Raw genomic sequence first — 13,094 nt, 5'->3', positions numbered from 1 at the left:
CCCTCCCTGTTTAAGCAACCATGACGCACCGTACCCCGCACTTGCGGCAGGGTCAATATGCCGAAATGCATAGATAATCCGGCTGGGCCGGATGGTGAAGTGTTCTGGGGGAGGTATTCGAGTAGCTTGCTGATTAGCCGCGCAGCCCGCCGATCCAGCGGGCGTAGAGCCGCGCCGCGACCGCGTGCAGGCGCGGCAGCTCGTCCGCAGCCTGGTGCTGCATCCCGGCGGCGGACTGCACCGCCGGGCTGGCCTTCGCGGCGAGAATTTCGTCCGCGCCGATTTCGCACCAGGGCGCGATCATCTCCGCGGTCATCTCGACATGGCATTGCAGCGCGAGGTGCTTGCCGATGACCCAGGCCTGGTTCGCGCAGTGCGCGCTGGAGAGCAGGTGCACCCCGCCCGGCGGCAGGCTGAAGGTCTCGCCGTGCCAGTGGAAGGCATTGAAATTCCGTAGCTCGCCGAACCATGCGCGCGCGGCCTCGTTGTCCGCCACCGCGACCTCGCCCCAGCCGATCTCCTTGATGGGGTTGCGCGACACGACGCCGCCCAGCGCCTTCGATATGAGCTGCCCGCCGAGGCAATGGCCGAGCACGGGAATGTCCATTGCCACCGCCTCGCGGATCAGTTCCAGCACGGGCGCGATCCACGGCAGCTCGTCGTTGACGCTCATCGGCCCGCCCATGAACACCAGCCCGGAATATGGCTCCACGGAAGGCGGTACGGCATCGCCCGCATCGATGGCAACCAGCTTCCACGGAATGTGGCGCTCGTCGAGGAACTCGGCGAGGTAGCCGGGGCCTTCCTGGAGGGCATGGCGGAAGATAGCGATGGGTTTCATAAATTCTGGGAAGGGATAAGAGAGAAGGGTTCGCACCTGCGGTGCTCAAGGGTAAATGCCAGACCCACCTTTACCCTTCTCCCTTCTTATTCCCTCGTTTTATCGCGCTCGATCAAGGCGTAGGCCGAGTGGTTGTGGATCGATTCGAAGTTCTCCGACTCCACGATGAAGGCGTCGATGCGCTCGTCGGCGTTCAGCACCGCGGCCACGTCGCGCACCATGTCCTCGACGAACTTGGGGTTGTCGTAGGCGCGCTCGGTGACGAACTTTTCGTCGGGACGCTTGAGTAGACCAAACAGTTCGCAGGAGGCCTGTTCCTCGGCGATGCGCACCACTTCCTCGATCCAGACGAAACGGTTGGTGCGCAGGGTGAGCGTGACATGCGAGCGCTGGTTGTGCGCGCCGCGCTCGGAAATCTTCTTGGAGCAGGGACACAGGCTGGTGACCGGCACCACGACCTTCATCGTGGTGCGCGCCTGTCCGTCGACGATCTCGCCGATCAGCGTCACGTCGTAATCGAGCAGGCTCTGCACGCCGGATACCGGCGCCGCCTTGTTCACGAAATACGGGAAGTTCATCTCGATGTAGCCGGACTGCGCCTCCAGACGAACCACCATCTCCTGCAGGATGGTCTCGAAGGACTCCACCGAAATCTCGCGCTCGTGCTCGTTGAGTATCTCGACGAAGCGCGACATGTGCGTGCCCTTGAAATTGTGCGGCAGGTGCACGTACATGTTGAAGGTGGCGATGGTGTGCTGCACGCCGATGCTCTTGTCCTTCACCCTGACCGGGTGGCGGATGCCCTTGATGCCGACGCGGTTGATCGCGAGGTGGCGCGTGTCGGCGGAGCTTTGCACGTCGGCGATGGGAGTTTTTTTGAGGGCGTTCATGATGGCCTCTCTGTAGTTAGTGATCGAAATATTACTGGTTGGGTTAAGCGTGGCGATAACCAGCAATCGCGGACGATGGGTATCGCGTTGCTCAACCCATCCTACACGGATTGAATCCTTTTATGGAAGCCGCGATCCCGGCGGCATCCAGCCCGCAATCCGCCAGCATCTGCGCGTGCTCGCCCTGATCGAGGAAATCATCCGGCAGGCCGAGGTGCAGCAGCGGTACGGCAACGCCGTGCTGCTGCAGGCATTCCGCCACCGCGCTGCCCGCGCCGCCCTGCACGGTGTTCTCTTCCACCGTGACCAGCAGCTCGTGCTCGCGCGCCAGCTTCAGGATCAGTTCTGCATCCAGCGGTTTGACGAAGCGCATGTTGGCCACGCTCGCATCCAGCTCTTCGCCGGCCGCCAGCGCGGGCGTGAGCATCGTGCCGAAGGCGAGGATCGCCACGCGCTTGCCCTCACGGCGCAGCCCGCCCTTGCCGACCGGCAGGGCGCGCATCTCTTTACTGACTGCCGTGCCGGGGCCGCAGCCGCGCGGGTAGCGCACCGCGCTCGGCGTGCCCAGTTGATAGGCGGTGTAGAGCATCTGGCGGCATTCGTCCTCGTCGGCCGGCGTCATCACCGTCATGTTGGGGATGCAGCGCAGGTAGGAAAGATCGAAGCTGCCCGCATGGGTCGCGCCGTCCGCGCCGACCAGCCCGCCGCGGTCGATGGCCAGTATGACCGGCAGGTTCTGCAGCGCGATATCGTGGATCAACTGGTCGTAGGCGCGCTGCAGGAAAGTCGAATAGATCGCCACCACCGGCTTGTAGCCGTCGCAGGCCAGGCCGGCGGCGAAGGTCAGCGCATGCTGCTCGGCGATGCCCACGTCGAAATAGCGCTCCGGATATTTTTGTGCGAATTTCGCCATCCCGGAGCCTTCGCACATCGCCGGCGTGATGCCGATCAGCTTGTCGTCCTGCGCCGCCATGTCGCACAGCCAGCCGCCGAACACTTCCGTATAGCTTGGTTGGGTGCACGGCTTGGCGGCGATCCCGCTGACCGGGTCGAACTTGCTCACGCCGTGGTACAGGACGCAGTCCTGCTCGGCATGCGCATAGCCCTTGCCCTTCTGCGTGACCACATGCAGGAACTGCGGCCCCTCGAGCTCGCGGATGTTGCCCAGCGTGTCCACCAGCACCGCCAGGTCGTGGCCATCGATCGGGCCGATGTAGTTGAAGCCGAATTCCTCGAACAGCGTGCTGGGCGTCACCATGCCCTTGACGTGTTCCTCGGCGCGCTTGGCGAACTCCAGCACCGGCGGCATGCCCTTGAACATCTTCTCGCTGCCGCGCCGCATCGCCGAATAGAAGCGCCCCGACATCAGCCTGGCGAGGTAATTGTTCAGCGCGCCGACCGGCTGCGAAATCGACATGTCGTTGTCGTTGAGGATGACCAGCAGGTTCGCGTCGAGCGCGCCGGCGTTGTTGAGCGCCTCGAAGGCCATGCCGCCGGTGAGCGCGCCGTCGCCGATGATCGCCACCGCGCGCCGCGCGGATTTTTCCATCTGCGCCGCCACCGCCATGCCCAGCGCGGCCGAGATCGATGTGCTGGAATGCCCGGTGCCGAAGGCATCAAAGGGGCTCTCGGCACGCCGCGGGAAACCGGCGATGCCGCCCGCCATGCGCAGCCTGCCCATCGCCTCGCGCCGCCCGGTGAGTATCTTGTGCGTGTAGGTCTGGTGCCCCACGTCCCACACCAGGCGGTCGTCCGGCGTGTTGTAGATGTAGTGCAGCGCAATGGTCAGCTCGACCGTGCCGAGGTTGGAGGAAAGGTGCCCGCCGGTCTTGCTCACCGACTCGACGAGGAAGCGGCGCAGCTCGTCGGCGAGTTGCGGCAACTGCGCGCGCTCCAGCTTGCGCAGGTCGTCGGGGCTATTGATGGAAGCCAGCAAGGAGGGCATCAGAACTTCCTCAGCACGATGAAATCGGCCAGCTCGCGCAAACGTTGCGCCGCCGCACCGAAGCCTTCCAGCGTTTCCAGCGCCTCGCGATGCAGCCGCTGCGCCATCTCGCGCGCGGCTTGCAGGCCGAGCAGGCTGACATAGGTCGGCTTGTTGCTGTCCGCGTCCTTGCCTGCGGTCTTGCCCAGCGTGGCGGTGTCCGCCTCGCAGTCAAGCACGTCGTCCACCACCTGGAAGGCGAGGCCGATCAGCTTGCCGAAGCGGTCCAGCCGGTCCAGCTGTTCCGCCGAAACCTTGCCGCAATGGGCACCGAGCAGGATGGACGCGCGGATCAGCGCGCCAGTCTTGTGGATATGCATGAATTCCAGTTCGGGGAGTGTGAGCGACTTGCCGACGGCGGCGAGATCGATCGCCTGCCCGCCCGCCATGCCGCGCGAGCCGGAGGCCACCGCGAGCAGCCTGACCATCTCCAGCTGGCACGAAGTGTCGTCGTTCAGGCGATGCTCGGCGAGCAACTGGAACGCCAGCGTCTGCAGGGCATCGCCGACCAGCAGCGCAGTCGCCTCGTCGTATTGCACATGGCAGGTCGGCTTGCCGCGGCGCAGCACGTCGTCGTCCATGCACGGCATGTCGTCGTGTACCAGCGAATAGGCGTGGATCAGCTCGACGGCGGCGGCGGCGACGTCCACGCGCCCTTGTTCGGCGCCAGCCAGTTCGCCTGCTGCGAATGCCAGCAGCGGGCGCACGCGCTTGCCGCCGTCCAGCACCGCGTAGCGCATCGCCTCGTGCAGGCGCTGCGGCGCGATGTCCGCACGCGGCAACAGGTTGCGCAGCACCTCCTCGAAGCGCGCCTGGTGGACGGCGACCCAGCTCTGAAAATCAACGCTCATTGATTCTGCCCAGCTTCGCCAGTGGCGGAAAAATCCTTGAGTACCCCATTCTCCAGCACGCTCACCTGCTGCTGCGCGTCTTCGAGGCGGCCGCGGCAGAACGCCAGCAATTCCGCGCCGCGCTTGTAGGCCGAGAGCGAATCCTCCAGCGACAGCTTGCCCGCCTCCATGTCGGCGACAATCTTTTCCAGTTCGGCCATGGCCGACTCGAAATCAACGGTTTTTTGCGCTTTACCAGCCATAAACATCTCTGCATTGCGAAAGGCCGCCATTTTACCCAACCCGCCCCGCCTGAGCCAATTTATATTGCCCCGCACGGTAAATTCGGTGAGAATCCGCGCCCCGTTTGCTTGTACGTCACAACCATTCACCACGAAGAACACGAAGGGCACGAAGGAAAACAGATGGCTGCACTGATGATTCCTGCTACCTTAATCAATCCCGCATGAAATCCTCCTGGATGCTGGTCGCCGGATTGCTGTTCGGCCTCATGGGCGTGTTCGTCAAGCTCGGCGCACCGCATTTCTCGCATGTCGAACTGGTGTTCTACCGCTCGCTGTTCGGCCTGCTGATGGTGTACGGCATCATGCGCCACCAGCGCATCAGCCTCGCCACGCGGCACTGGCGCGCGCACCTGTGGCGCGGCATTTCCGGCTCGGTCGCGCTCGCGCTGTTCTTCTATTGCATCACCGTGCTGCCGCTCGCCACCGCCGTCACGCTCAACTACACCGCGCCGCTGTTCCTCACCCTCTTCACCATGCTGGTGTTCAAGGACCGCTTCCACCCGCCGCTGACCATCGCCATCGCGCTGGGATTCTGCGGCGTGGTGTTGCTGCTGCAGCCGGCGCTGGAGCGCGAGCAACTGCTGCCCGGTCTGCTCGGCCTGATCTCCGGCTTCCTCGCCGGGGTCGCCTACCTCAACGTCAAGCAGCTCGCCATGATCGGTGAGCCGGACACGCGTACCGTGTTCTATTTCAGCCTGACCGCCACCCTCGGCAGCGGCGTCTGGATCCTGTTCGACACGGCGCATGCGATCACGCTCGAAGGCTTCGCCATCCTGTTCGGCCTGGGCAGCTCCGCCACCCTCGCGCAGCTCGCCATGACGCGCGCCTACCGCACCGGCAGGACGCTGGTGGTCGGCAGCCTCGCCTACAGCACCATCGTGTTTGCCAGCCTGTTCGGCATGCTGCTGTGGGACGAAACCCTGGGCCTGGCCAGCTGGCTGGGTATGGCGTTCATCATCGCCAGCGGTGTGCTAAGCTTGCGCCTGTCGCCGAAACATTAATTAATCCGGACTATTTCCGATGTAGCGCCAAAATTGTAGGTTGGGTTTCAACCCGACATGTCGGGCTAAAGCCCGACCTACACTTAAAATCAAGCAAACAACCTACGAGACAGACCACATGATCACCATCGAACAAACCGACAACCTCGTCAACGTCGCCGTCATCGGCGAATTCACCCTCGCCGACTTCAAGACCTTCGAGGAGCAATCGCTGTACAAGCTCAAATCGCCCGGCCCGCTGAACCTGCTGTTCGACCTGCGCGGCATGATCGACTACACCGTGGACGTAGCCTGGGAAGAGATCAAGTTCTTCAGCCGCGAACACAACCACGACTTCAGCAGGATCGCCGTGGTCACCACCGACCAGTGGCTCACCTGGCAGGCGTGGCTGTCGCGCCTGTTTATCGACGCCGACATCAAGGTGTTCACGGATTACGCCGAGGCGCAGGCCTGGACACAGGAAATGCAGTAAACGAAAGTGCCCGCAATGCAAAAAGAAAAAACCGATGATGAGTACCTCGACAATATCAAGGAAAAAATACTCATCCTGCTCGAACAGCACGAAAAACTGGAGCCGGAGCAAATTTCAAGACTCCTGGGGACGGGAATTCAACTTGTCCTGTTCCACCTGGAAGGCCTTAAAAAATCCAGCATGGTCATGGACTACCATTCGCCCGGCAATCCGGGCTATTGGGGAATCATTCAGGACGGCCGGGCTTATCTGGTTCACCATGGCATGCTTCCGGAATAACGGCTCGTGCAGAGCGCAATAAGCCTGCCTCCCCATCCACAAAAGCAGGCCTGCTCAGGGAAACGGCGATATATTTTCCGCCGATTCGCGAAACGATAGATCTGTCCTTTAGGTTTTAGCCGCTACAGCACCGCTCCCCCGGGCCGGTGCCTGCTATTCAACGAAGGAGAAAAACATGATCGGGAAAAGCTTTTTTCTGCGTTTGTTTTTTTTCATCGCCCTTCTGCCGGCCCTCGCCTGCGCCCAGCCTCCTTCTGAAATCCCGTTACCTCCGGGCAGGGATGCGCAAAGCCTGCTCTCCGCCTTTGCGTCCTACACTGACTTGCGCATCGGTTCCGTGCAGCGCAGCCTCGAGATACTGGCCTCCACGGCCGAGGTAAGATCGGGCAAGTGGGAGCGCATGAAGGGCTTGCTGGGCGCTTATCAGAAATCGGAGGACGGGCTCATCGTCTGGTATGTGCGTCCCGACGGGAGCTATGACACCGCCGACAAGGGCCTCATGGATGCCAAGCTGAGCGACCGGAGCTATTTCCCCGACCTCATGGCGGGCATGAAGATCACGGGCGCGCTGGTGGTCAGCAAGAGCACCGGCCAGCGCTCCGCCGTGATCGCAGTTCCCATCAGGAAGGGCGGCAAGATAATCGGGGCGATCGGCGCATCGCTTTTCCTCGACACGCTCTCCCATCAGGTCGGTTCCACCCTCGACCTGCGGCCGGGGGCCGCCTTTTTCGCCATGGCCCCGGACGGCCTGACCACCCTGCACAGCAGGACAGACCGCCACTTCCTGGACCCGCGTGAACTGGGGAGCGAGACGCTCAAAAAGGCCGCGAACGAGATGCTGGCCGGGACTGCGGGGGAGGTGAGCTACGAGTTCGACAATGCGACGAAGACGGCGCTCTACCGGACCTCCCTCCTCACGCAGTGGAAATTCGTGCTGACCTTCAGCCCTGCTGCGCAGAAATAGGAAACAAAAAACCCGCCGAAGCGGGTTTTTTCTTGTGCTGCGAACCTTGCCGGATTACTTCAGCTTGGTTTCCTTGTAGCTGACATGCTTGCGGGCCACCGGGTCGAACTTCATGAATTCGAGCTTTTCCGGGGTGGTGCGCTTGTTCTTGTTGGTGGTGTAGAAATGCCCCGTACCGGCGGAGGATTCCAGCTTGATCTTTTCGCGTGCGCCTTTTGCCATGTTCGTTCTCCTTAGATTTTCTCGCCGTTGGCGCGCATTTCGGCCAGCACCGCGTCGATGCCGTTCTTGTCGATGGTACGCAGCGCCGCATTGGTCAGGCGCAAGCTGACCCAGCGATTTTCGCTTTCAACCCAGAAGCGGCGGCGTTGCAGGTTCGGCAAAAAGCGGCGCTTGGTTTTGTTGTTTGCATGGGAAACATTGTTCCCGACCATCGGGCCTTTTCCCGTCACTTGACATACACGTGCCATGGTTCTACTCCAACCGGAATTCAAAAGAGCGCGGATTCTACCGAAGGAACACGGAATATTCAACCCGAATTTTGCGGGCCGGTGTTTTGCTCCCTGTAATACTTCTGTCACACAAACCCCCTATCATGCGCTCCGCATGAAGGCATTGCCGGTTTACCCCGGCTGACGGCAACAAACAACCTCACGGAGACCCCATGAACGGCAAACTCAGGAAATTCGTCATCGGCACCGCTGCCACCGCCGCGCTGGTTTGCGCGGGTGCAGGCCAGGCAACCGGCATCACCGGCGCGGGCGCGACCTTCCCCTACCCGATCTACGCCAAGTGGGCCGAGGCCTACAAGGCGCAGGCCGGCGTCGGGATGAATTACCAGTCCATAGGCTCCGGCGGCGGCATCAAGCAGATCACCGCCAAAACCGTGGATTTCGGCGCTTCTGACATGCCGCTCAAGCCTGAAGAGCTCGACAAGAGCGGCCTGATGCAATTCCCGACCGTGATCGGCGGCGTGGTGCCGGTGGTCAACATCAAGGGCATAGCCGCAGGCCAGCTGAAGCTGGACGGCGCGACGCTGGCAAACATCTATCTCGGTAAGATCACCAAGTGGAACGATCCCGCCCTGGCGGCGCTGAACAAGGACATCCAGCTGCCCGCCGACAACATCACAGTTGTGCACCGCTCGGACGGTTCCGGCACCACCTTCATCTTCACCAACTACCTGTCCAAGGCCAGCGCGGACTGGAAGTCCGCCGTCGGTGAAGGCACGGCGGTCTCCTGGAAGGCGGGCACCGGCGGCAAGGGCAACGAGGGTGTGGCATCCTACGTGCAGCGCATCAAGGGCTCCATCGGTTACGTGGAATACGCCTATGCGCTGCAGAACAAGATGAACACCGTGCAGTTGAAGAACCGCGACGGCCAGTTCGTCAAGCCTGAGGAAAACAGCTTCAAGGCCGCGGCTGCCGGTGCGCACTGGGACAAGGCGCCGGGCTTCTACAAGATCCTGACCGACGAGGCGGGAAAGGAAAGCTGGCCGATCAGCGGCGCGACCTTCGTGCTGATGCACAAGGTGCAGGAAAAACCGGAAACCGGCAAGGAAGTGCTGAAGTTCTTCGACTGGGCATATAACAAGGGCGGCAAGCTGGCCACCGACCTGGATTACGTGCCGCTGCCGGAAAATGTCGTGAAGCTGATCCGCGCCGCATGGAAAGCGCAGATCAAGGACGCGACAGGCAAGGCGCTGGTGCAATAGGCTGCCAAGTTATAATTGCGGGGGTCCTAGCCCCCGCTATTTTTTATTGACGAACTCAACATGCCGATGTTTTTACGTGAAGCCAGCCTTAGACGGCACACCGTACTGGACCTGCTGTTCCGCAACCTGACGCGCGTCTCGGCGTTCGGCGTGCTGGCCCTGCTCGGCGCCATCCTCGTCTCGCTGCTCGTCGGCAGCATGCCCGCCATCCGCGCGTTCGGCTTCGGCTTCCTGGTCAGCTCCGAGTGGGATCCGGTCAATGAGCAGTTCGGCGCGCTGATCCCCATCGTCGGCACGCTGGTCACCTCCGCCATCGCGCTCGCCATCGCCATCCCGGTCAGTTTCGGCATCGCGCTATTCCTCACCGAACTGTCGCCACGCATCCTGCGCCGCCCGCTCGGCATCGCCGTCGAACTGCTGGCAGGCATCCCCAGCATCATCTACGGCATGTGGGGGCTGTTCGTGTTCGCGCCGCTGTTCGCCGACCATGTCGAGCCCTGGCTCAACGACCATATCGGGGCGATGCCGTATATCGGCCCGTTCTTCTCCGGCCCGCCGATGGGCATCGGCATGCTGACTGCCGGCATCATCCTCGCCATCATGGTGATCCCGTTCATCGCTTCGGTGATGCGCGACGTGTTCGAGGTGGTGCCCACGCTGCTCAAGGAATCGGCCTACGGCCTGGGCGCGACCACCTGGGAGGTCATGTGGAAGGTCGTGCTGCCCTACACGAGGATCGGCGTGGTCGGCGGCATCATGCTGGGGCTGGGGCGCGCGCTCGGCGAAACCATGGCCGTCACCTTCGTGATCGGCAACGCGCATGAACTCAGCCAATCCCTGCTGATGCCCGGCAACAGCATCGCCTCGGCGCTCGCCAACGAATTCACCGAGGCCTACGGGGAGCTCTACACCTCCGCGCTGATCGAACTCGGCCTGATCCTGTTCTTCATCACCTTCGTGGTCCTGTCGCTCGCGCGCTACATGCTCTACAAGCTCGGCAAGCGCGAAGGCCAGGCCGCATAACGATCATGCTGGGACTCTACACACGCCGCCGCATCGTCAACGCCCTGGGCCTCGCCGTCTCGATGCTCGCCATGGGGTTCGGCCTGTTCTGGCTGTGCTGGATACTCTGGACGCTGCTGGTGCACGGCCTGCCTGCGCTCGCCCCGGTGGTGTTCACGCAGATGACCCCGCCGCCGGGAAGCTCCGGCGGCCTGCTCAACGCCATCGCCGGCAGCCTGGCGATGACGCTGGTCGGCGTGCTGATCGGTACGCCCATCGGCATCCTGGCCGGCACCTATCTCGCCGAATTCGGCCAGCGCGGCTGGCTCGCCCCGATCACGCGCTTCATCAACGACGTGCTGCTCTCCGCGCCGTCCATCGTGATCGGCCTGTTCGTGTATGAGGTCTATGTCGTCCACGTCAAGCATTTCTCCGGCTGGGCAGGCGCGCTGGCGCTGGCCATCATCGTCATCCCGATCGTGATCCGCACCACCGAAAACATGCTGCGCCTGGTGCCCAACACCCTGCGCGAAGCGGCTGCGGCGCTCGGCGCACCGCAGTGGAAGATCATCAACTTCGTCACGCTGCGCGCCGCGCGCGCCGGGATCATCACCGGCGTGATGCTCGCCGTCGCGCGCATCAGCGGCGAGACCGCGCCGCTACTGTTCACCGCGCTGAACAACCAGTTCTGGAACAGCAACATGGACCAGCCGATGGCTAACCTGCCGGTGGTGATCTTCCAGTTCGCGATGAGCCCCTACGAAGACTGGCAGAAACTGGCCTGGGCCGGCGCACTGCTCATCACCTTCAGCGTGCTGACGCTCAACATCCTGGCGCGCGTGCTGTTCCGCCAGAAGTCCGCCTCTCACTAACAGGATTTGCCCATGAACGCCGAAAGCACCGTCAATCCCAAGATCGTCGTAAAGGACCTCTGCTTCTATTACGGCAATTACTGCGCGCTCAAGAACATCAACCTGAGCATCGCCGAGAAGATGGTGACCGCCTTCATCGGCCCGTCCGGCTGCGGCAAGTCCACCCTGCTGCGCACCTTCAACCGCATGTACCAGCTCTACCCGAAGCAGCGAGCCACTGGGGAAATCCTGCTGGACGGCGCGAACATCCTCGACAAGTCGCAGGACCTGAACATGCTGCGCGCCAGGATCGGCATGGTGTTCCAGAAACCCACGCCGTTCCCGATGTCGATCTACGACAACATCGCGTTCGGCGTGAAGCTCTACGAAAATCTCAGCAAGAACGACATGGACGAGCGCGTCGAATGGGCGCTGCGCAAGGCCGCGCTGTGGACCGAGGCCAAGGACAAGCTCAAGCAGAGCGGCACCGGGCTTTCCGGCGGCCAGCAGCAGCGCCTGTGCATCGCGCGCGCCATCGCCGTCAAGCCGCAGGTGCTGCTGCTCGACGAACCGACCTCGGCGCTCGACCCGATCTCCACCGCGCATATCGAGAAGCTCATCGACGAGCTGAAGGAAGACTTCACCATCGTCATCGTGACCCACAACATGCAGCAAGCAGCCCGCGTCTCCGACTACACCGCCTACATGTACCTGGGCGACCTGATCGAGTTCGGCGACACCAGCACGGTGTTCACCAACCCGAAACGCAAGGAGACTGAAGATTACATTACCGGTCGCTTTGGATAAGCGACCAGTAATGTAACGGTGGAGACAACAAGCCGAAGGCTTGTTGCGGCGTAAACTAACATGCGCAGCATGTTACGTTGGAGCCACTAATGCGCGTAGCGCGTTATGTCGAAACCACTATATTACGGGCAGGTTCGGTTAACCTGTCCGTAATATAGCGGTGGAGGCTAACCTTCAGGTTATGCCGTAACCACTACATCACAGGGCAATTCGGTTAATCGCCCTGTGATGTGGCGACGGAGGCTAACATGAGCGCAGCGAATGTTAAGCCGCAAAGCGGCGGCTGAAGCCACTACATCACCGGCCTCGGTTAAGTGCATAAACCATCAAAGTAAAAAAGCCCGGACCAAGCCGGGCTTTTTTACGGGGTAGAACCAATTACTGATAATTGGGCCTGTCCCTGCGGTCTTCATAACGGCGGCTTTGCCAATCCTCATTGCGGCGATCCTGCCGATCTTCGATGACGCTCACCCCCACACGGATCGTCGAACCGGGCTGGTATGGCAGGGTGGTGGTGATGTCCTGGCCGTTGTAGCGGTAGGTCACGTTGTAACCCTTGATGACCTCGCGGCTGTTTTGCACTTCGCGGCAACGCTCGACCTGTTCGGTACGCGGCTGGTCCGGATTGGCGACGCGGTCGCCGATCACCGCACCGGCGATGCCGCCTACCGCAGTCGCTGCCTTGTTGCCCGTGCCGCCGCCGACCTGACTGCCCAGCACCGCACCGGCCACGCCGCCGACCACCGCGCCGGTTGCGGAACGGTTACTGTCCGGATTGGCGACTTGATCGCCGATCACCGCGCCGGCCACGGCGCCCGCGCCCGTTGCCACCGTGCTGCCGTTACCGCCGCCTACCTGGCTGCCCAGCAGGCCACCCGCGACACCGCCGATCACCGCCCCGCCGATGGAGCGCTCCTTCGGGGCGACCTGCACGGTCTCCTTCCAGCATTCGCGCTTCGGTTCACTGACGCGTTCATAGATGGGGGTGCTGGAAACGACGCGTGCGGTATCGGTAAAATCCGCCGCGTAAGCGCCGCCATACAGGGAGATCAGGCTCAATACCAACAGACTCTTCTTCATGTTTTGCTCCTCTGGAAATTTCATGCCATACAACGTGGCGGCATTATGACTTGGCTCCCGGCCGAATGTTCCAG

General features: G+C 62.2%; 16 protein-coding genes. 8 read left to right on the top strand and 8 right to left on the bottom strand.

Annotated elements, in window-relative coordinates; all coding sequences use genetic code 11:
* Positions 1 to 133: 133 nt before the first annotated feature.
* The 5 genes from ACRRNM_RS00160 to ACRRNM_RS00140 form a co-directional block, all read right to left on the bottom strand.
* On the bottom strand, positions 134 to 841 hold the full coding sequence (locus ACRRNM_RS00160) for a type 1 glutamine amidotransferase (RefSeq protein ID WP_435626228.1): 708 nt from the start codon (positions 839 to 841) through the stop codon (positions 134 to 136).
* An 86-nt stretch (positions 842 to 927) separates the two neighbouring features.
* Positions 928 to 1,731 carry a GTP cyclohydrolase FolE2 gene (gene folE2, locus ACRRNM_RS00155; RefSeq protein ID WP_435626227.1) on the bottom strand — a complete coding sequence of 268 codons (804 nt, stop codon included), beginning with the start codon at positions 1,729 to 1,731 and terminating at the stop codon, positions 928 to 930.
* A gap of 91 nt (positions 1,732 to 1,822) precedes the next feature.
* The gene (gene dxs, locus ACRRNM_RS00150) at positions 1,823 to 3,676 is read right to left on the bottom strand and encodes a 1-deoxy-D-xylulose-5-phosphate synthase (protein WP_435626226.1); all 1,854 of its coding nucleotides are present in this window, start codon (positions 3,674 to 3,676) and stop codon (positions 1,823 to 1,825) included.
* Positions 3,676 to 4,566: a polyprenyl synthetase family protein gene (locus ACRRNM_RS00145; RefSeq protein ID WP_435626225.1), complete on the bottom strand. Its 891-nt coding sequence runs from the start codon at positions 4,564 to 4,566 to the stop codon at positions 3,676 to 3,678. The genes dxs and ACRRNM_RS00145 overlap by 1 nt, the downstream gene beginning before the upstream one ends.
* The gene (locus ACRRNM_RS00140; protein ID WP_435626224.1) at positions 4,563 to 4,808 is read right to left on the bottom strand and encodes an exodeoxyribonuclease VII small subunit; all 246 of its coding nucleotides are present in this window, start codon (positions 4,806 to 4,808) and stop codon (positions 4,563 to 4,565) included. The genes ACRRNM_RS00145 and ACRRNM_RS00140 overlap by 4 nt, the downstream gene beginning before the upstream one ends.
* Before the next feature lie 203 nt (positions 4,809 to 5,011).
* Between ACRRNM_RS00140 and ACRRNM_RS00135 the strand changes: the two genes are divergently transcribed.
* The 4 genes from ACRRNM_RS00135 (at position 5,012) to ACRRNM_RS00120 (ending at position 7,566) form a co-directional block, all read left to right on the top strand.
* Positions 5,012 to 5,851 carry a DMT family transporter gene (locus ACRRNM_RS00135; RefSeq protein ID WP_435626223.1) on the top strand — a complete coding sequence of 280 codons (840 nt, stop codon included), beginning with the start codon at positions 5,012 to 5,014 and terminating at the stop codon, positions 5,849 to 5,851.
* Positions 5,852 to 5,969: 118 nt separating this feature from the next.
* The gene (locus ACRRNM_RS00130) at positions 5,970 to 6,323 is read left to right on the top strand and encodes an STAS/SEC14 domain-containing protein (protein WP_435626222.1); all 354 of its coding nucleotides are present in this window, start codon (positions 5,970 to 5,972) and stop codon (positions 6,321 to 6,323) included.
* Positions 6,324 to 6,338: 15 nt separating this feature from the next.
* Complete coding sequence (locus ACRRNM_RS00125; RefSeq protein WP_435626221.1) at positions 6,339 to 6,602, top strand: hypothetical protein; 264 nt, start codon at positions 6,339 to 6,341, stop codon at positions 6,600 to 6,602.
* A gap of 175 nt (positions 6,603 to 6,777) precedes the next feature.
* Positions 6,778 to 7,566, top strand: coding sequence for a cache domain-containing protein (locus tag ACRRNM_RS00120; RefSeq protein WP_435626220.1), 789 nt, complete (start codon positions 6,778 to 6,780; stop codon positions 7,564 to 7,566).
* A gap of 54 nt (positions 7,567 to 7,620) precedes the next feature.
* Here the strand turns inward: ACRRNM_RS00120 and rpmG are convergent, their stop codons facing one another.
* Both rpmG and rpmB read right to left on the bottom strand, forming a co-directional pair.
* Positions 7,621 to 7,788, bottom strand: a complete 168-nt coding sequence (gene rpmG, locus ACRRNM_RS00115) for a 50S ribosomal protein L33 (protein WP_435626219.1) — start codon at positions 7,786 to 7,788, stop codon at positions 7,621 to 7,623.
* 11 nt (positions 7,789 to 7,799) lie between these two features.
* Complete coding sequence (rpmB, locus tag ACRRNM_RS00110; RefSeq protein ID WP_435626218.1) at positions 7,800 to 8,036, bottom strand: 50S ribosomal protein L28; 237 nt, start codon at positions 8,034 to 8,036, stop codon at positions 7,800 to 7,802.
* 194 nt (positions 8,037 to 8,230) lie between these two features.
* Between rpmB and pstS the strand changes: the two genes are divergently transcribed.
* From pstS to pstB, 4 genes are read left to right on the top strand one after another with little or no spacing between them, the layout of a single operon-like run.
* Complete coding sequence (pstS, locus tag ACRRNM_RS00105) at positions 8,231 to 9,280, top strand: phosphate ABC transporter substrate-binding protein PstS (protein ID WP_435626217.1); 1,050 nt, start codon at positions 8,231 to 8,233, stop codon at positions 9,278 to 9,280.
* Positions 9,281 to 9,340: 60 nt separating this feature from the next.
* Positions 9,341 to 10,303, top strand: a complete 963-nt coding sequence (gene pstC / locus ACRRNM_RS00100) for a phosphate ABC transporter permease subunit PstC (protein ID WP_435626216.1) — start codon at positions 9,341 to 9,343, stop codon at positions 10,301 to 10,303.
* A gap of 5 nt (positions 10,304 to 10,308) precedes the next feature.
* A complete protein-coding gene (gene pstA, locus ACRRNM_RS00095; RefSeq protein ID WP_435626215.1) occupies positions 10,309 to 11,154 on the top strand; it encodes a phosphate ABC transporter permease PstA in 846 nt (281 codons plus the stop codon).
* Between the two features lie 12 nt (positions 11,155 to 11,166).
* Entirely contained in the window at positions 11,167 to 11,940 is a 774-nt protein-coding gene (gene pstB / locus ACRRNM_RS00090; protein ID WP_435626214.1) for a phosphate ABC transporter ATP-binding protein PstB, read from the top strand.
* Between the two features lie 378 nt (positions 11,941 to 12,318).
* Here pstB and ACRRNM_RS00085 read toward each other — a convergent pair whose 3' ends face one another.
* Positions 12,319 to 13,020: a glycine zipper 2TM domain-containing protein gene (locus ACRRNM_RS00085; RefSeq protein WP_435626213.1), complete on the bottom strand. Its 702-nt coding sequence runs from the start codon at positions 13,018 to 13,020 to the stop codon at positions 12,319 to 12,321.
* Positions 13,021 to 13,094: the final 74 nt, after the last annotated feature.

Source organism: Ferrigenium straubiae (assembly GCF_051257895.1).
GTDB classification, from domain to species: domain Bacteria; phylum Pseudomonadota; class Gammaproteobacteria; order Burkholderiales; family Gallionellaceae; genus Gallionella; species Gallionella straubiae.
The sequence above is the reverse complement of the archived record's forward strand: the minus strand, read 5'-3'. Positions and strand labels throughout refer to the sequence as shown.